At 68.9% G+C, this 17,051-nt stretch carries 17 protein-coding genes and 1 pseudogene; 10 read left to right on the plus strand and 8 right to left on the minus strand.

What is annotated here, in order from left to right:
* Position 1: 1 nt before the first annotated feature.
* The 6 genes from EKG83_RS14500 to EKG83_RS14520 form a co-directional block, all read right to left on the minus strand.
* A complete protein-coding gene (locus EKG83_RS14500) occupies positions 2 to 283 on the minus strand; it encodes a hypothetical protein (RefSeq protein ID WP_153278086.1) in 282 nt (93 codons plus the stop codon).
* Positions 284 to 724: 441 nt separating this feature from the next.
* On the minus strand, positions 725 to 1,141 hold the full coding sequence (locus EKG83_RS14505; RefSeq protein WP_033435779.1) for a DUF6262 family protein: 417 nt from the start codon (positions 1,139 to 1,141) through the stop codon (positions 725 to 727).
* Positions 1,138 to 1,722, minus strand: a complete 585-nt coding sequence (locus EKG83_RS14510) for a tyrosine-type recombinase/integrase (protein WP_228122867.1) — start codon at positions 1,720 to 1,722, stop codon at positions 1,138 to 1,140. The genes EKG83_RS14505 and EKG83_RS14510 overlap by 4 nt, the downstream gene beginning before the upstream one ends.
* Complete coding sequence (locus EKG83_RS47705; protein WP_033436059.1) at positions 1,635 to 3,395, minus strand: tyrosine-type recombinase/integrase; 1,761 nt, start codon at positions 3,393 to 3,395, stop codon at positions 1,635 to 1,637. The genes EKG83_RS14510 and EKG83_RS47705 overlap by 88 nt, the downstream gene beginning before the upstream one ends.
* Complete coding sequence (locus tag EKG83_RS14515; RefSeq protein WP_228122616.1) at positions 3,392 to 4,516, minus strand: tyrosine-type recombinase/integrase; 1,125 nt, start codon at positions 4,514 to 4,516, stop codon at positions 3,392 to 3,394. Before EKG83_RS14515 ends, EKG83_RS47705 begins: the two co-directional genes overlap by 4 nt.
* A 37-nt stretch (positions 4,517 to 4,553) precedes the next feature.
* Positions 4,554 to 4,832: a hypothetical protein gene (locus EKG83_RS14520; protein ID WP_153278088.1), complete on the minus strand. Its 279-nt coding sequence runs from the start codon at positions 4,830 to 4,832 to the stop codon at positions 4,554 to 4,556.
* Positions 4,833 to 4,887: 55 nt separating this feature from the next.
* On the opposite strand from EKG83_RS14520, the gene EKG83_RS14525 reads away from it, so the two are divergent.
* The 3 genes and pseudogenes from EKG83_RS14525 to EKG83_RS14535 all read left to right on the plus strand — a co-directional run.
* The gene (locus EKG83_RS14525) at positions 4,888 to 5,118 is read left to right on the plus strand and encodes a hypothetical protein (RefSeq protein WP_153278089.1); all 231 of its coding nucleotides are present in this window, start codon (positions 4,888 to 4,890) and stop codon (positions 5,116 to 5,118) included.
* Between the two features lie 307 nt (positions 5,119 to 5,425).
* Positions 5,426 to 6,109 (plus strand): transposase, encoded by a 684-nt coding sequence (locus EKG83_RS49565; protein ID WP_153278090.1) that lies wholly within the window; start codon positions 5,426 to 5,428, stop codon positions 6,107 to 6,109.
* Between the two features lie 885 nt (positions 6,110 to 6,994).
* A pseudogene (locus tag EKG83_RS14535) lies at positions 6,995 to 7,076 on the plus strand (IS5/IS1182 family transposase); the annotation flags it as partial.
* Between the two features lie 349 nt (positions 7,077 to 7,425).
* Here EKG83_RS14535 and EKG83_RS14540 read toward each other — a convergent pair.
* A complete protein-coding gene (locus EKG83_RS14540) occupies positions 7,426 to 8,280 on the minus strand; it encodes a hypothetical protein (RefSeq protein ID WP_033435356.1) in 855 nt (284 codons plus the stop codon).
* Positions 8,281 to 8,463: 183 nt separating this feature from the next.
* Between EKG83_RS14540 and EKG83_RS14545 the strand changes: the two genes are divergently transcribed.
* Complete coding sequence (locus EKG83_RS14545) at positions 8,464 to 9,795, plus strand: hypothetical protein (RefSeq protein ID WP_153278091.1); 1,332 nt, start codon at positions 8,464 to 8,466, stop codon at positions 9,793 to 9,795.
* 131 nt (positions 9,796 to 9,926) lie between these two features.
* On the opposite strand, the gene EKG83_RS14550 is transcribed toward EKG83_RS14545, so the two are convergent.
* Positions 9,927 to 10,193: a GlsB/YeaQ/YmgE family stress response membrane protein gene (locus tag EKG83_RS14550; protein ID WP_033435354.1), complete on the minus strand. Its 267-nt coding sequence runs from the start codon at positions 10,191 to 10,193 to the stop codon at positions 9,927 to 9,929.
* Between the two features lie 12 nt (positions 10,194 to 10,205).
* Here EKG83_RS14550 and EKG83_RS14555 point away from each other — a divergent pair, with 12 nt between their 5' ends.
* The 6 genes from EKG83_RS14555 to EKG83_RS14580 all read left to right on the plus strand — a co-directional run bounded on the left by EKG83_RS14555 (position 10,206) and on the right by EKG83_RS14580 (position 16,972).
* Positions 10,206 to 10,454 (plus strand): hypothetical protein, encoded by a 249-nt coding sequence (locus tag EKG83_RS14555; RefSeq protein WP_153278092.1) that lies wholly within the window; start codon positions 10,206 to 10,208, stop codon positions 10,452 to 10,454.
* Between the two features lie 52 nt (positions 10,455 to 10,506).
* Positions 10,507 to 12,780: an argonaute/piwi family protein gene (locus tag EKG83_RS14560; protein WP_153278093.1), complete on the plus strand. Its 2,274-nt coding sequence runs from the start codon at positions 10,507 to 10,509 to the stop codon at positions 12,778 to 12,780.
* Positions 12,777 to 14,054, plus strand: coding sequence for a PD-(D/E)XK nuclease domain-containing protein (locus EKG83_RS14565; protein WP_033435352.1), 1,278 nt, complete (start codon positions 12,777 to 12,779; stop codon positions 14,052 to 14,054). Before EKG83_RS14560 ends, EKG83_RS14565 begins: the two co-directional genes overlap by 4 nt.
* A gap of 188 nt (positions 14,055 to 14,242) precedes the next feature.
* The gene (locus tag EKG83_RS14570) at positions 14,243 to 14,995 is read left to right on the plus strand and encodes a class I SAM-dependent methyltransferase (RefSeq protein WP_051766949.1); all 753 of its coding nucleotides are present in this window, start codon (positions 14,243 to 14,245) and stop codon (positions 14,993 to 14,995) included.
* Between the two features lie 73 nt (positions 14,996 to 15,068).
* Positions 15,069 to 16,298 (plus strand): sensor histidine kinase, encoded by a 1,230-nt coding sequence (locus tag EKG83_RS14575; protein WP_211269299.1) that lies wholly within the window; start codon positions 15,069 to 15,071, stop codon positions 16,296 to 16,298.
* Complete coding sequence (locus EKG83_RS14580) at positions 16,295 to 16,972, plus strand: response regulator (protein WP_033435351.1); 678 nt, start codon at positions 16,295 to 16,297, stop codon at positions 16,970 to 16,972. The genes EKG83_RS14575 and EKG83_RS14580 overlap by 4 nt, the downstream gene beginning before the upstream one ends.
* Positions 16,973 to 17,051: the final 79 nt, after the last annotated feature.

Below are 17,051 nucleotides of genomic sequence, written 5' to 3' on the forward strand. Positions count from 1 at the left end.
GTCAGACGCCCCTCGGGGCGCGACCAGGCAGGTAGAGGATCGACGCGACGACGGCGGCCAGGGACTGGACGTCGCCCGGATTCCACTTGGCCAGCACGACGAGGCCGATGATCGCGACCAGCGGCAGGCTGCGGAGAAGGTCGTCGGTGACCCGGGTCGCGCCAGCAACCTGCCAGCGAGCTCCGAGGGTCGGCGTGTTCGCCGACGTCGGCGCCGACCTCTTCTGAGACGAGCGCGTGGACTTCTTGGCGGGGTCGTTCGACCCCGTGGCGGTATCCGCCATGGGCATCCCTCGTCTAACAGGGATCCGCCGCCCAGCCTCGGGCCAGGAGATCGAGGCGGCGGATCCGTGACGCGCTCGGCGGTCGCCGAGCGGTTGACAAAGCATGCCCGAGACCGGCATCGCGACGAAAGTCAAGAGAAGCACCCCAGAAGTGATCATCCTCTCACCGGGGGCGTTTAATGTTTTTGGACGACGGGCCCGTCTTCATTGACGAGCCGAGCTAACGCGGCTCACCAAGTGCGAAGCTGCGCTTCGTTCTTGCAGGAGGGTCCTCCGCCCAGCCTCGGGCCATGAGATCGGGGTGGCGGGTCCTCGACGCGCTCGACGGTCGCCGGGCCTCAGATAGAACAGGGGTGACCGGTGATGTCGAAGCGGATCAAGGCGGTGGTCGGGCTCCTGCAGGGAGCCCGACCACCGTCGCTTTGTCGTGCGCCGATCGGCTTAGTCGCCTTCCCGTCGCGGTGTCGTCGTCTGCAGGCGGCGCAGCTCGGCGTAGACCTGTTCGAGCTGCCGTTGCTGCGCGGCGTTCTGCTCGGTGAGGACCTGGACGCGGGCGCGGAGCTTCTCGTTCGCGCTCAGTGACGCCGCCAGGCGGACCTTGAGAGAGCGTTCAGTCGTGGCGGCGGATCGTGGTGCCGGTGGCCGTCGTCCTGTGAGCTCACGGAGCCCGGAGAGCAGGTCGGGCTGGGTGTAGAGCCATGACCTGGAGACCTCCGCGGCCGTGGCCAGCGCCGCGACCGTGACCGGTCGCCCTGATATGCGCAGCTCCAGCAGGGCCTTCTCGGCCCGTTGACGGGCGTCGGCGCTGCGTTTGGCGGTGGCGGCGGCGAGGTGGTGGGTGTTGTCAGCTCGGGTCATCGAGTTGGATGATCTTTCCGCCGAAGACGACTTCGCCGTCGTCGCAGCTCTCGCAGGTGGTTGTCGAGGTTGTCCAGGATCTTGGTGTTCTTCTCGGCGATGCGGATGTGTCCGGCGGCCTTGGCGGTTTCGATGATCTTCAGGGTGCGGCCTCGCTGTTCCCGGTGGTGTGGCAGGAACTCGGGGGCGGTGAGGAACATCGGGCAGGTCAGGCAAGGGTTGGCGTGCTCGCAGTTGCGGATCAGCGGCAGACCGCAGTAGCCGTTGGGCAGGGTCTGCTTGGCCCGGCCGAGGCTGATGCGGGTCCAGGCGGCGTTGCTGAGCGGGTCGCTCTCGGTGACCCGGACGATCTCGCCCTGGGAGTTGACGGTGACGGCCTTCTCCCACTTCTCCCGGACGGTCTTGTCGTGCAGGCGGGCGTAGACGGCGGTCATGGCCGGTGACATGTGGTCGAGCAGCTTCTGGACGACGTGTTGCGGGACGTCGTTGTTGATCAGGCGGGTGCCCAGGGTGTGCCTGAACTGGTGCGGGGTGATGTGGACGCGGTCGCCGAGTTCGTCGACCAGCTCGATGGTCGCCAGCCAGGTGTTGAGGTGCTCGACCCAGGTGCCGCGGGGCATCGGTTTGCGGCCGTGGGGGTTGTCGGTCCGGCGGGGAACAGCAGCTCGCAGCCTGCGGGGAAGCGTGCGCGGACCCGGTCCTGCTGGGCGTGGATCAGCGTGACGAGCTTGTCGACGATGGGGAAGAACGCGACGCGCCCCTGCCCTTTGTGGTTGACCCAGGCCAGGTAGGGGGCTCGCGCGTCGTCGCGGACGACGCAGTCGAACGGGAGCCGGATCGCGTCCTTGGACCGCAGCCCGCAGGCCATGACAATGCGCAGGACGAGCTCGTCCTGCGGGTCGGGGAACCTGGTCAGGTTGGCGTCGTCCTCGCACTGACTCATGATCACTTCGCTGAGGAAGCGGGGCTTGGACGGCGGCGCCGGCGGACCGTCGCCGGGGACGATGACCGCAGTGCGGGGCAGTCGTTCCTCCCAGCCCAGGCGGTGGACGGTGGAAAGGAACACGCTGACCGCGCTGATCCGGTGTTTGCGGGTGGCGACGTGGACCTGTTCCTCGTCCATCGAGGCGAACCACGCCTCCAGCAACTGTCGGGTCAACCGCTCGGGTTCGGTGCAGTCGTCGGGCCCGCCCGCGGCGAACTCGGCGAACTTGCCCAAGTAGCGCACTTGCGCGACCAGGCTGCCGGTGGCGCTCTTGGTGGTGATCATCCGCCGGGCCCAGCGCTTGGCCAGCGCCCGTAGCCAGGGCTGCGTAATCGAGGTGAATCGCAGGTAGCGGGGCGTGTTCTCCGGAAGGCGTCCCAGTCTGCGCAGGTCCCAGGTGTCGCGGTCGTATTCGCGTTCCCAGGCGCCGCCGGCGAGCAGGGCTTCGAGGTGGTAGCGGATGTCGGTGACGAAGGTCAGCGCGCTGTTGGTGCCCCGCTTGCCCGACGGGCCCTTGGCCTGCTTGCGCCAGGCGTCGTCGTCGAGGTCGAGCATGCTGGCGACCTGGCTTTCCCGGATCCAGGTCACAGCCTGCTGGATCGCCCGCAGGCAGGTGCGGCGGTCACCGGCATCGGCGCGGCGTTGCAGCCCCAGGCCCAGCTCCAGCCGGATCTGCTGGGACAGGCCGCGCATGTCCAGCATCGGCTCGCCGCGGCCGGTGGCGCAGGTGACGTAGGTCTGCAGGTCGTCGGGCTTGCCCGCCGTCTTCCAGCGGGCGTGGTGGCCCGCGCAGAACCCGGCCTTGAAGTCGGCGTTGCGCTCGCAGCCGACGAACCGGCAGGGCGCCTCCCCGCGAATCGACGGCGTGTAGGTGATCCCGGCCGCCCACGCGGCCGCGTCCGGTCGTCCCGCCTTGGCCCAGAAGCCGCGGTGCCGGGCGCAGAGGCCGATGTGCCCCCGTGCCCGGTTGCAGCCCTCGACCAGGCAAGCCGGGAAGCTCACGGTGTTGCGTTGCCCCGGCCCCTGCAGCGGCGCCCACTGCTCGATGTCGGGGCTGCCCGCCCTGGTCCAGGCCGTCTGGTGGATCGGGCAGAGCCCGACACGGCCGTAGTTCAGCGGGCGGCGGCAGGCCGGCACTCGGCATCGACCTGCGGTGAACACGGGGTCGTCGGGGTCCGGTCGGAACACCTCGACGCGGAACTCCATGCGGACGGTCTGCAGCAGCAGCGCCAGCAGACCGGACCGGTGCGCGGGAACGGGGACCGTCATGCCACCGGTCCTCCGTCCAGGACGCCGCTCTCGGTCAAAATCCGGCGGTAGTCGCCCAGGGTCAGGTGCGAGTAGATCGACTTCGTCGTCTCGGTCGACTCGTGCCCCAGCAGCTCGGCGACCACCTCGATCGGGGTGCCGGAGCGCAGCAGCCGGGTGGCGTAGGTGTGCCGCAGGGCGTGCCAGGTCAGGTCGTCGACGCCGGTGCGCTTGCGCAGCCGCAGCTCCAGGTCGGCGACCGCGCTGTAGGTCATCGCCGCCCCGCGGTGCCCGCGCCAGAGGTTGACGAACACGAAGTCGCTGTCCAGCTCGCCGAACTCGACGTCGAGGTAGTCGGCGTAGCGCTGGAACAGATAGCCACGGACCGGCACCGACCTGGCCTTCATCTCCTTCACCCGTGCCAGGTTCGGGTTGTCCTCCCGCGGCACGACGTGCACGGCCTCCTCGGCCGGGTCCAGGTCGGCGTGCCGCAACCCGAGCGCCTCGCCGATGCGCAGCCCGGACTCATAAAGCAGGGTCACCAGGAACCGGTCCCTCAACCGCAGGCAGGCGTCCTGCAGCAACGTGACCTCGTCGTCGGACAGCTCCCTCGGCCGTTTCCTCCCGCCCGCGGGCAGGCGCAGCGGACTGTGCTCGACCGGTCCGCGCATCGTGTGCGCGAGCACCGGCAGGTAATCACCCGTCGCATGCCGCACTCCCGGTGTCGCTCCTCCCAGCACCGCCTTGGCCGAACCACGCACGGCGTGGAACCGGTAGAACCCGGCCAACGTCGCCCGCTTGCGCAGCAACGTCGCCGCGTCCAACGCCGACGGGCTGCCGGGCAGCACGAACACGCCCGGCTGCCGCAACTCCACCGGCCGCCGCAACCACGCGACGAACTGCGCCAAGTCCTCCAACTCGACCTCGGCGAAGTCCTGCCCGCGCTGACCAAGCCAGACGAACAAGTCCTTCAGGTCCTGCGCATACGCCTTCACCGTCGCAGGCGCCTTGCCCGCAGCCACCAGATGCACCAAATACGCCTCGATCGGCGCCACCGGCAGAGCATCCTCACCGACCACCGTGTACGACACCGACATCTCGCCGGCCAACCGCTGTACCCGCACCGCCACCGCTCTCGTCAACGACAGACCGTCACAGCGTCCAAGACGAACTGTCTACCTAGGACTGGAACACGTGGACTACACCACAGACACCATCGAATGAACTGCAGATAACCGCCATGACATGGCTGAGCCTGGGCAAGCCCGGGTCGGTGAGCGTCTTGCGGACGGTCGTGTGCGATATCGGGCGGAGACCCGGTCTTTCGGCGATCCGCTCGGCGATGTTCCTGCTGCTCAGGTAGCCGGATCGGGCATGCAGGGCGTGCAGTTCCTCGTTGAGCGTCCGTAACGGTCCTTCGGGTAACAGCGGCTGTGCCCAGCCTCGCGCAACCGGCATGCCTTGAGTGTAATTTTCTGTAAAGATGCAGGTCAGCCGGGTGCAGACTGGCGCCATGACGACTCTGCTGGACCTGCTGCTGGGCAAGTACTTCTGGCGCCTCTACCTGACCGTCACGACGTTGCTGGTCGCAGTGATCGCCTTGGCGGTGGCGGCGGGTTCGCACGCCCCTCTGTGGATCGGTGCGGCCGCGGGGTGGACCGCCTTACCCTCGGCCCGGAGGCGCTGGAGCCGAATCGGGCGGAGCACGCGCTCCCAACGTCGTCCGTCTCCCGACCAGTCGTGAAGGTGATCGCCCGGAGCCGTTGGCACGGTCCGCATCGCGCCCTCAGCCGTTGGGCTCACCCATTCGGTCGGACGTGACGTGGAGGTCCGGGTGCAGACACGGCTGGTGCGGGCCGGCAAGGCGAAGGAGCGCGGGTAGTGGTCGCTGACCACCGGTCACACCGGTGGTGGTTCGGCGGTGTGACCGACATGGGTGACGCCACCACCCGTGACGCGGTGCTGGTCGCCGCGGCTACGACGCCGCCAAGAAGATCAACGGCCGCAAGCGCGGAGTGGTGGTCGACCTGGGCGACTGACCGCTGGCCGTGATGTTCGTGCCCGCCGAGGTGCCCGACCGGGAGCTGGCCCGCGACCTGCTGTGGCGGCTGCGGCTGACCAACCCGCAGGTCACCCCAGTCTGGGCGGACTCCGCCTACGCCGGAGCGCTGATGCAGTGGGCCAGGACGTTCCCGAACATCACGATCAAGGTCGTGACCCGGCCGCCCGGCGCACGCGGGTTCATCGTGTTGCCCCGCCATTGGGTGGTGGAGAGGTCGTTGACTTGGCTGTTGCGCGCCCGCCGCAATGTCAGGGACTGCGAAAGGCTCCCGGCCCACAGCGAGGCCGCTCTGACCTGGGCCGCGATCACCCTGCTCGCACGCCGCCTCACCCGCCCGACCCGCGCCCGCCGCACCACCACTGCCCGGCGGGCCGCCTGCCCCCGGCCAGGACACGACGTTCCCCGTACCTCCCGTTCGGTACCGTGCTGGCCCTTGCGTGCGCCGCAGGACCGGCGGTGCCGATGTGGGTCGATGTATCCAGGTGCTTCCTTGCGAAGACGTGGCAGGTCTGATCGCGGAGCGTGGTCGAGGCGGTCGGCTCCGCTCCGGAGCCTGCTCACGGCAGCTACGCATCGACACGCCCGGTACCACTCACCCGGTGGACAGCGGACGTCGGTGATCGCCACGTCGTCGAGCGAGCCGTGCCGTGGGGTTGACGGGAGCCGAGCCTGACCGCTGCGTTGCGAGACCTGGGCGCGAGATCGTCGAGCCCGCACCGGGCGTGATCACCGTCCTCGCCAGGTGGACCGGCGGGGCATCCGCTGGTAGCTGGGCCGGTAGTCTGTCCGGATGTGACAAAGTGTGCTGGTCACATCCGCTTGTCCACGGTCAGGTCGAGGCTTGGCGCGGTGTCGCGTGTGTCCGTCGCTCGGTCGGCGGTGACCTCGCAAAGGGTCGGACTCAGGGGTTCCTTGAGTGGGGAGCAGCCGTGACCGCACCGGATGGCGCCGACCTGACCGGCCTCGTCGCCGACATGGGGCTCGTGGCGTGGGAAGTCGACGTGGCGTCCCGGCGTTTCATGTTCGTCTCCGGGCATGCCGAGGTGTTGCTCGGGTACCCGCCTGACCCGTGTGCCGCGCAGCGGTGCTGGGCGGCTTCGTCGAAGCACAACAGGGTCGCGGTCAGGGCGGGCCGGCCGGGTTCGCCTCGTGCGGTCAGCTCGCCGATGAGCGGCAACAGTTCGGGGGCGGCTCTCATCGGCGGCTTGTCGGCAGGGGTGGTGCGGATGCCGAGCCGGTGGAGGTACAAGGCGTCGAGGGGGTCGGTGCGGCTGGTGAGCAGTTCCAGGTGTTGCTCGCGGTGGCGGCGTCGGTTCTCGGTGCGGGGCGTGCCGAGCTGGGGCAGGGCGGAGTGGACTTCGTCCAGGTCGGGCTCGACGTGGAGTCGGGCGTTGGAGAAGTGCAGGAAGAAGTCGAGTTCGTCGGCGGTGTGGGATCGACGGCGCATCGAGTGGGCATGGAGACGATGGGGATCACCGTGCGGATCGTCCGGCATTCCCGCGGTGACCGGGCCCGGGGTCGGATCGACAGGCCGCCGTCGTCGGTTCCTCGCTTCGAGCTCGTACCGCGCAGGTGGGTGGCTGAGCGGTTGTTCGCCTGGCTGGGTAAGTATCGCCGACTGTCCAAGGACTACGAGTATGACGTTGACGCCTTGAATAACACGATCCATTCGGTGATGATCATGGTTTTGCTCCACCGCCTCTGTGAACCCTTCGTATAAAATTTCTGGACACCTCTGACTGGAGCGACGGGAGTGATCGGCAAGGAGCGTTCGCTTATGGGGCGCACTCAACGGTGTTGCCACCGTTGACGGAGCTTCAAGGTGGCCCGTCGAGGCCGGTGGGGACAGAGTGCGCCTGGAAGGGTGCCGGCAGAGCTTCGCCGGTACACGGCGGGTGGCATGGTTGCGCATCCGCTGAAGACACCGGACGACATGGATGAGACGTTGCTTGAGTTCGCGGCACCCTGCTCTGTCCTCGGTGCCTCTGCTCATTCTGGCAGGCGTTTCTGCTGTTCCTTCGCGTTCAGTGCCGGGAACGAAAGGCGTTCCCAGTTGTCGGAGGCATTCCAGCGCAGGTAGGTTTTCCCGGAGGTCGGGGTCATCCACAGGTGCGTGACGGCTCCGAGTTGCGGCGCGGTCGTTGGTAGTTCCTCGTCGTCGGCGACCAGCCATGCCACGCCGAAGGTCGCGCCGGTGAAGTCGACCACGAGGAAGAGGTGCTGCTCGCCAAGGCCGGTTCGTGCAAGTTTGTCGATCTTGCTGCGGAGTTGCCCGTGTTCGGTTGCGGCTTCGGCGTTCAGCCACTCCGGGATGGCGTCGGCGTGCGGTACGGCCCCGCCTCGTCCGCGAGGTGTGACGGTGACGGCGCCGGCGTGTCGTCCTGGTCGATCGGGGTCGGTGGTGACATCGTTCGCGTGTCCCCAGATCTCAATGTCTTGGTCGCTCAGCCAGCGAAGTGCCGGAGAACTTTCCCGTACCGAATGGGGGAGCCACTGATCGGCTCTGGTGACGCCGTGGGCCTCGTGTACCTGGATGATTTCTTGGATGTGCTGGTCGAACTCCTTGATCCTGACTCGTTCGCCAACGCTCACGTGCCACCAGAGGCTTGAGCCGGAAACTTTCCACCGGTAATTGCGCTTTTTGAGCAGCTTCCACAACTGTTGCTCGTCTTTGTCGACCAGCATGGTGACTTCCATCGCTGCTTGCCGCCCGTCGGGGTAGTTCAGGATGGCGTCGACATGACCCGGCTCGATCTGCTCTCCTGTCGGGTCCACGTCGACCCCCAGTTCGGCCTTGACGAGCGCAAAGGCGAATTTCTCGTCGTCAGTCGGCTCTGCGCGCACGTCTCCTCCTTCTTGTTTCTGCTTGTTCCTGTCTAGATCATAGATGGAGAACCCGGCTTATCGGAGACTGAGGTGAACACCTCTCGAGTCGTTCCATGGTATGGGGCACCGTGGCTCATCTATCGGCGGGTCGGCTGTAACGGAACGCAGCCTCCTTGCGACAACGGCCGTGAGGAGGTCTTCATGCGCGGGAAGCCACGATTATCGACCCCGTACTCGGCACTGCTGTGGCCGGCGGTCGGTGCGCTCGGACTCGGTGGCCTCGGCGTCGTCTGTTACGGACTCGCGCAGGCCGACGTGTTGCAGGCCGTGGCGGTGGGGTTGTTGGTCAGCTTGGCGGCGGCGTCGGTGGGGGCGCTGGTGGGGTTCGTGTTCGGCATCCCGCGTCGAGTGGAGAACTCGCCGGTCGCGGCGCAGCGGGTGTACGCGGGCAACACCAACCTGGAGCAGGTCTCCGACTGGATCGTCAAGATCATCATCGCGCTGGGTCTGATCGAGTTGAACAGCCTGGCCACCTGGTTCGGTCGGCTGAGTCGAACGCTGGGCGCGGCGCTGGGACCGGCCCCCGGCAGTACGGCGGTCGCCGCGGGGGCGATGGCGTTCTTCGCCCCCGCGGGTTTCCTGGTCGGCTACCTGTGGACGCGGACGGCGTTCACCGAGGCGCTGGACGCCGGTGAGCGGGTGGTGCCGGTGGCCGCTTCGCTGACCAACGTGCAGGAGATCGTCACCCGCACGGTGCGGCAGGCCAGCTCCGACGTGGGGATGAGCGCGTTCGAGGACGGGTTGGACCACCGGGAGCCCGTGCACACCGCGCCACCGCACGAGGTGGCCAGCACCTCGGACCTGGTGGTGCTGTGGAGGGAGATCGAGGACGTCCTGGCCGGGCTGCTGTACCCGCTCGACGGTGCCGACCTGGCGCCGGAAGAGATCATGGAACTGCTTCAGCGACGAGGGGTGCTGGAGCCGCGGTTGGCCCAGGAGTTGTCCCACATCGCCGAGGCGGCGCGCCAAGCCGCGGCCGGGGGGCGGCCGGCCGAGGAGGACCGGACCGCCGTCCGCGTGCGGGGTGCGGCGGTCGTGGCCGAACTGGCCAAGCTGCGCCGGGTCGCCCCCCGGCTGTTCGAACGGCATGTCCTGCACACCTTGAGGGAGACCGCCAGAGCGGGCTGGCGAGTGCTCGCGGACCCGAGCTTCGACGGTGTGGGCGCGGACGCGATGGTCGCCGCGGGTGACAGGACCGTCGTGGTCGAGGTGAAGGTGCTGACGGGCCGGGTCGGTGGGCGGACGCGCGACCTGTTCGCCTGGTTGAACCGCCTTCCCCCGGACAAGCCCGTCCTGCTCGTACTGGCAGGCGACCGGTCGACCGCGCCCGACGTGCCGTCGAGGTACCGCCGGGGGGCGGTTCGCGTGCTCATGTGGGACGCGGAGGCGGACCACCTGGCCGACGCCGTCGCCGAACTGCTGGCAGACCAGGACCCGGCCACTCTCCCGGCGTCCGGTCCTGCCGCTCCATGAGACGTGGACTTCGGGTCGACGTCCTTGCGGCCATGTCCCGGATCTGCCCTCAACAGCAGTGGCACGAGTGCCAAGTGCAGAAGGCCCCGCCACCTGGAGGTGGCGGGGCCGTTGGACGTTGTGGTCGGTGGTTACCTCACGCTGGTGCGGTGACGGCCCCCGGCGATGGCCTCCGCCACGCCGATGAGCAGCACCGAGGCGATCACGGCGATGATGAAGCCCAGCACGTTCAGCTCGAAGATGTCGCCCGTGCCGAGCAGGTTCGCGATGGTGCCGCCGATCACGGACCCGACCAGCCCCAGCAGCAGCGTCGCCACGATACCGAGGTTCTGCTTGCCGGGCTTGATCAGTCGGGCGAGCGCGCCGATGATCAACCCCGCGACGATGAACCCGATCACGTCACCCTCCTGGTGGTCGATGACCTTGCGCTGCTCGGCTACCCCACCGGATCACCGCTCAACCGCTCCTTCGTGGACCTCGCCGGTCATCAGCGTCCGCTTCGAGCGAAAAGTACCTTTCATGATTATGTGGTCTCGGTCCATTCCGGAACCGGCGACGCCGACAGGATGTCTCTGTCGCCGATGACATCGCTGCTGGACACGGGGCGTGTAGCGCGTGCGGATTCGCCGAGCGTCGTCGTAACCTCGGTTGATGCGTAGCTCGGGTGATCGTCCACCCTCGGCGGCGAGTGCCGGCCGAGGGCCTGAGTTGGTGTTCAACTACCTCCCGATCCGCTTCGACGGCGAGGCGTTCGAGGCCGGTGTCCTCCCTTACGAGTCGTCCGAGCAGTTGTCCGGGCTCAGGGATCGGCTCAAGTCCACGCACGTGGTCGTGCGCGACGGCGGGCGGATCGTCTGCGTCCCGCTCCTGCCGGGAGCCGAGTCGGTCGGAGAACGTTCGGTGATCGGCACGGCGGGGCCCGACCTGCGGGTCGCGACCCGTCTGGTCCACGCCCGGCTGGTGCGGGTGCTGACCGAGAAGTGGGACTACTTGCTGCGCGGGGAGGACCCCGTGCAGCTCATCTCCCGTCTCCCCGGACGCGACCTCCTGGAAGGAGCGCCGGGCGGGGGTGGTGCCGACGGGCTGCACGTCTACCCCGTGTACGAATTGGACGTCCGTCGTTGTGGACCGAACAGGTCGCCGGGGATCGTGGTCGGGTTGAAGGCCCGGCGCGAAATCGACTGGTCGGTCCGCGACCTCGTCGGCCTCGGTGTCGAGGTGAAGGGGCGCTACGTCCTGGCCGAGTCGCCCACGTTCCGGTGCTGGCCGTCGCAGGACCCGACCGCGCGGCGGAAGCTGCTGGGGCAGGTGTCCGCGGTTTCCGGTGATCGCCTCGTGGTGCGCACGCGCGACGGCGTGGTGGAGGTCGACTCGGCGGAGACGTGGATCGAGCCGGACCAGGCGAACTTCGACCTGGTGCTGCGGACGCTCACCGGGCAGGCGTACCCGCGAGTCGCCACGGTCCTGGAAGAGAAGATGTCCACCCTGATCAGTGCCGAGAACCGCCTGACCGACACCGCGCGCGTCGCCGAAGCGTTGGTCAAGCTGGGACCGTTGGACATCGCCCAAGGGGTGCGAGCCGTGATCGGCAGGCCTCTTCGGATAACGAACGGCGGGGGGAGGAAGATCCTCCGGCTGTCCGAACCGACGTTCGCGTTCGACCAGGGCGGCGACAAGACGCACCAGTGGCCGGATCACGGTCTGACCAGGTTCGGCCCCCTGGACTCGGTGTCCTTCAAGCCCAAGTCGCCGCACATCGCCGTGGTCGTGCCCAGCCGGTTCCGCAAGGTCGTCGAAAGCTTCACGGACAGCTTCCGCGACGGTGTCCGCGGTTCCAGCGCCTACCCCCAGGGCTTCGTGCGGAAGTTCCGGCTCACCGGCTGCACCTTCAGCTTCACCACCTTCGACGGGGACGTGCGAGACGCCACCGCGTACCGCCGGGCCTGCCGCCAAGCCCTCGAAGAGAACCGGCGGATCGACCTGGCGATGGTGGTCACCAGTGCCACGCAGGAGCACTTGACCGGCAATCACAGTCCTTACCTGGTGTCGAAGTCGACGTTCATGGGGCAGGGAGTGCCGGTCCAGGAGTTCCAGGTGGAGAACATCACGAGCGGGAACATCGCCCACTTGCTCAGCACCATGGCGTTGGCCTGCTACGCGAAGTTGGGCGGAACACCGTTCGCCATCAACGTGCCGGGGCATTCCACGGTGCAGGAGCTGGTGTTCGGCATCGGCAGCGCACACCTCGTCGAGGACCGAATGGGAGACCGCGAACGCTTCGTCGGCATCACCACGGTCTTCAGCTCCGACGGGCGCTACCTGGTGTCCAACGCGTCCAGGGAGGCGACCTACGAGCAGTACCCGCGGGAACTGCTGGAGGCGTTGCGTGTCTGCATCACCGAGGTCGGGGAACGCAACGGCTGGCGCGCGGACGACGTCATCAGGCTGATCTTCCACGTCTTCAAGCCCTTGAAGAACAGGGAGGTGCAGTCGATCAAGGAGTCGGTCGAGCGACTGGTCGAGGGCATGGCCGCGGATTACGCGCGCGTCGAGTTCGCCTTCGTGACCGTGAGCGAGCAGCACTCCTGGCTCGTCCTCGACCGGAACTCGGCGGGCATCGGGGAGGGGCCGCGCGGCAAGGGCAAGTTCGTGCCGGCACGCGGGTACGCAGTGCCCATCAGCCGTTATGAGCTGCTGGTGACGGTCAAGGGGCCCAGGGAGATGAAGAGCAATCTCCAAGGAGCGCCGAGGCCGCTCCTGCTCAAGCTGCACCCGGAGTCGACTTTCGCCAACTTCGAGTACCTGGCCGAACAGGTCTTCCGGTTCACGGCCATGTCGTGGCGCCGCCCCTTCCCGAACACCAGCCCGGTCACCATCCTCTACTCCAGCCTCATCGCCGAACTGCTCGGCAGGCTGCGCCAGGTGACGAACTGGAACTCCGACATCATCTTCACCAAGCTGAAGTGGAGCAGGTGGTTCCTGTGAGCGCACCGGAACCCGACGCGGTGTCGGTGGCGATCGGCGGGCAGCTCGCCGCACTCCGCGCCCACGTGCAGCCTGCCAACCGCCCCGGGAACCTCGACGGGCTCTTCGCGCACCACGTCCTGCGCGGTGGAGCCGGGATCGAGTGGCGCGTCACCTCGGGAATCGACGAGTGGACGGGCGAAAACCCCCACCTGCTCGGCACGCCGGCTGGTCTGGCGGTGCTCGGCTACGCCGTGACGGACGACCCGTCCGCGGCCGGCCCGCACCGCACCACCATGGCGGAGGGGTTGCACAGGTTGACGGCCCGCAACCCGTTCCCCGGTGATCGCCTGAGCTTCATCTACGACGTCCGCGTCCTGCTCGGCGTCCGCCTGGCCGCGGAAGCAGTCCGGGAGGAAGCCCCCGACTTCCCGGCGTGGCTGAGGCGGATGTTGGAGGACCCCCGTCTCGACCCGGTCGACGCGAGCCAGGACCTGCTGCTGCGACACGTGCTCGCCGACCTGACGGACACCCCGGTGGTCCTCGGTGACCCGAGCGCCGCCGAGGACCACGAACTGGCCGTGCGGGTGTGGATGACCGACTCCGGCACCGCCGTGCTCGCGCACCCGGCCGAGCACGCCCACCTGCTGCGGGAACGCGCGGCGGGAGCACTGCTCCGAGCCGACCCCGGGGAACTCGACGCGCCGCGGGCGGCCTTGCTGCTGCACGTGGCGGAAACGGTGATCGGGGCCACCGCCTCGCGGTTGGTGCCCCGTCCGTCGCACGTCGGCGCGGTGCTCTCCCGCTTCGAAGCCGCGCTGCTCCGCTGGAGGTGGGACCGGGAGGGCGTGAAACACCCGATCCGGTGGAAGATCACCGCCGAACGAGAGGTCCAGGACATCCTCTGGATCATGCTGCGGCCCGTCTTCGACGACCTGGTCGACGAGGAAACCCTGCCCAAGATCGGTCACAGCAGCTACCGGGCGGACTTCGGGATCCCCGGCCTCGGGGTCCTGATCGAGGTGAAGTACGTCCGCCGCGCCGGTGAGTTCAAGGAAGTCGAGCAGCAGGTGATGGTCGACTCCGTGGCTTACCTCAAGGAGGTCGACCGGTACCGCGAACTCGTCGTGTTCATCTACGACGAATCGGCTTCCGTGGAGCACCACGACCGGACGCGACGCGCCCTCCTGGAACTCCCCGGTGTCTCCGAGGTGATCATCGTTTCGCGGCCAGGCATGCTTCCGCTCCCGGAACGGGGAACCCGTCGCGGACGAGCGCGGTCCGCCTCTGGGTGATCCGGCCAGGACAGTCGGTTCGCTCGTTGGACGTACCGGTCGCGACGAGCACGAGAACCTCGCGCTCCCGGTGCTGGGGAAGGGGTACGGGGGAGCTACGTCGAAGTGAGCACCGCGGTGGGACGCCGGTTACCCCGGAGGGCCCATAGCTTTCGCTCGTCCTGATCACCGAACGGGCGGAGGACCTGATGACCACGGCACGCAACCCGGGCTCACCGGTGACCGACATCGAAGGTGTCGTCCAGCTGTACACCCGGTACGAGCAGGCATTGCGGGTGGTGCGAGAGGAGCAGCGGGTCCTGCACGGACGCGGTGCGCGCGCCCAGCTCGACGACGTGGAGGCCGAGTTGACCTACCTGCTGATCCGGTCCAGGCGCCCGGCGTTCGTGGTGGAGATCGGTGCGCTGGACGGGTGGTCGACCAGTTGGATCCTCCGGGCCCTGCGGGACAACGGCACCGGTCGGCTGCTCACCCTGGACCGCGTCGCGAACGCCGCCTCCCTGGTGCCGCCGGACCTCGCAGGTGACCGCTGGGAGTTCCGGGCCGGGGACGCGCGGGCGCTGCCGGCGGACTGGGTGGCGGAAGCCGGGTACCTGTTCATCGACGCCGAGCACAGCGCCCGTTTCGCCCGCTGGTACCTGGCGGAGGTGCTGCCCCGGCTGGCGCCGGGTACGGCGGTGAGCGTGCACGACGTGTTCCGCCGCTCCGCGTTCGGCCGCCCGCGTCCGTCGCGGGAGGGGAAGGTGGTGCTCGACTGGCTCGCCGCACGGGGGCTCGGCTGCTTCACCGCGGCGCCGTCGGCCGCGCCGGACGTGCACCAGAGGATCATGCAGTTGCGGGGCCGGTTCGGGTTGACCGATCCGATCCACCGCGGTGACCGCAACCCGATGATCTTCTTCCGGCTACCGGGCGGTGAAGGGCGGTTGCCTGCGGCAGGATGACCTGGTCACGGCGAGCACGGGAGGGATCGGGGTGGGGGGCTCGGCGGAACACCTGCGCAGGGGTGTGGCACGGGTGACCAGGGCCCCGCTGGTGTTGGCGCGGGACCTGGGCCGGTGGCCCGTGGTCCGGTTGTCGCACCCGCCGGGTGCCTGGCCGTGGTGGTCACCGCACGTCGTGGTGTTTCTGGGGGCGGCGGTGTCCGGGGTCGCCGGCGGCGTGGCCGTGGGACAGGTGAGCTCGCTGGTCCTCGCGGTGTTCGTCGGTGTGCTGCAAGGTCTGCCGCTGGTGCTGTGCCTGTACCGACCGATGGCCGGGTTGTGGCTGTCGCTGGTGGTGTCCGTGCTGGTCAGCGAGCTGGTTCGGGATGGTGGGACGGCCCCGGTGTGGGCCGACTCGGCGGTACCGGCCCACTTGGGCGTACTCGGCCTGGCGGGGTGGCGCGCCGGTCCCCGGGTGCTGGTGGAGATGTGGGGGCTGACCCTCCTGGCCGGTGCGGTCCTGGCGCAGCGCACACCACCGGGCTACGACCAGCAGGACCTGGTCGAGATGGCCGTGCTGTCGGCCGCGGTGCTGATCGCGGTCGGCGCGTTGCGCGGTCTCGGGCAGGCCCGGCGGCGGCTGGTCGAGCAGGAGCGCCTGACCGCACGCGAGCAGGACCGGCGGGCCGTGCTGGAGGAACGCAGCCGCATCGCCCGTGAACTGCACGACGTGCTCGCCCACCACATGTCCGTGATCGCGATCCAGGCCGAGGCCGCACCGCACCGGGTCGCCGACCCGCCCGAACCGCTCACCGCCGGCTTCGCCCTCATCGGGGCCCACGCCCGGGACGCGCTGACCGAGTTGCGCCGCGTGCTTGGCGTGCTGCGGGCGGACGACGCCGAGGCGGAGCTGGCGCCGCAGCCGACCCTGCGTGACCTCCCGGGCCTCGCCGCGACCGCCCGCGACACCGGCTTGGACGTGACCACCGAGGTGACCGGCCGACCGCGGCCGCTGCCGCCGGGGGTGGAGGTGTCCGCGTACCGGATCGTCCAGGAGGCGCTCAACAACGCGATGCGGCACGCCCCCGGTTCACGGGTGCGGATCGAGGTGGACTACCGGCCCGGCGAACTGCGGCTGGCGGTGCGCAACGGACCGGCGTCGACGGGGACCACGGTCTCCTCGATCGGCCGCGGTGGCAGTGGTCACGGGCTCCGCGGGATGCGCGAGCGGGTCGAGGTGCTGGGCGGTGAGCTGGAGGTCGGCGCGACCGGGGACGGCGGTCACCGGGTGACCGCGGTGCTCCCGCTGGAGGAGGAACGATGACGACCATCCGGGTGCTGGTCGCCGACGACCAGGCACTGGTGCGCGAAGGACTGGTGGTCCTGCTGGCCATCGACCCCGACATCGAGGTCATCGGCGAGGCGGCCGACGGCCACGACGCCGTCCGCCTCGCGGCCGAACTGCGCCCGGACGTGGTGCTCATGGACGTGCGGATGCCCGTCCTCGACGGGCTCGAAGCCACCCGGCGGATCATGGAGGCCCCGGCGAACGAGGGCACCGTACCCGCGAAGGTGCTGGTGCTGACCACCTATGACCTGGACGAGTACGTCTACCGGGCGTTGCGAGCCGGCGCCAGCGGCTTCCTGCTCAAGGACTCCCCGGCCACGACCCTGCGCCACGCCGTACGCGTGATCGCGGCCGGTGACGCCCTGCTCGCGCCCTCGGTCACCAGGCGCCTCATCACCGAGTTCGCCCAGCTCGGCACCCATCGGGTCCCGATCGGTGCCGCGCCGAACGGGCTGACCGAACGCGAGACCGAGGTGCTGGTCCTGATCGCCACCGGCCGGTCCAACACCGAGATCGCCGAAACCCTGGTGCTCGCGGAACAGACCGTCAAGACGCACGTCAGCCGCATCCTGACCAAGCTCGGTCTCCGCGACCGCGCCCAGGCGGTCGTCTACGCCTACGAGACCGGGCTGGTCCGCCCGGCGCTGTGAGAAGCGGTCGGGTCCCGGTGGTGGGGAGCGCCTGCGGTGGAGACCGGTGTCCGGACGGGGCGTACGCGGACGGCGCTGG

The sequence above is a fragment of the Saccharothrix syringae genome, assembly GCF_009498035.1.
Taxonomy (GTDB): domain Bacteria; phylum Actinomycetota; class Actinomycetes; order Mycobacteriales; family Pseudonocardiaceae; genus Actinosynnema; species Actinosynnema syringae.

Bases quoted from the DNA above. Each gene is read 5' to 3' on its own strand.
- EKG83_RS14500 (WP_153278086.1), bottom strand. From the start codon at position 283: ATGGCGGATACCGCCACGGGGTCGAACGACCCCGCCAAGAAGTCCACG.
- EKG83_RS47705 (WP_033436059.1), bottom strand. From the start codon at position 3,395: ATGACGGTCCCCGTTCCCGCGCACCGGTCCGGTCTGCTGGCGCTGCTG.
- EKG83_RS14520 (WP_153278088.1), bottom strand. From the start codon at position 4,832: ATGCCGGTTGCGCGAGGCTGGGCACAGCCGCTGTTACCCGAAGGACCG.
- EKG83_RS14545 (WP_153278091.1), top strand. From the start codon at position 8,464: ATGCGCGGGAAGCCACGATTATCGACCCCGTACTCGGCACTGCTGTGG.
- EKG83_RS14505 (WP_033435779.1), bottom strand. From the start codon at position 1,141: ATGACCCGAGCTGACAACACCCACCACCTCGCCGCCGCCACCGCCAAA.
- EKG83_RS49565 (WP_153278090.1), top strand. From the start codon at position 5,426: ATGTTCGTGCCCGCCGAGGTGCCCGACCGGGAGCTGGCCCGCGACCTG.
- EKG83_RS14570 (WP_051766949.1), top strand. From the start codon at position 14,243: ATGACCACGGCACGCAACCCGGGCTCACCGGTGACCGACATCGAAGGT.
- EKG83_RS14580 (WP_033435351.1), top strand. From the start codon at position 16,295: ATGACGACCATCCGGGTGCTGGTCGCCGACGACCAGGCACTGGTGCGC.
- EKG83_RS14525 (WP_153278089.1), top strand. From the start codon at position 4,888: ATGACGACTCTGCTGGACCTGCTGCTGGGCAAGTACTTCTGGCGCCTC.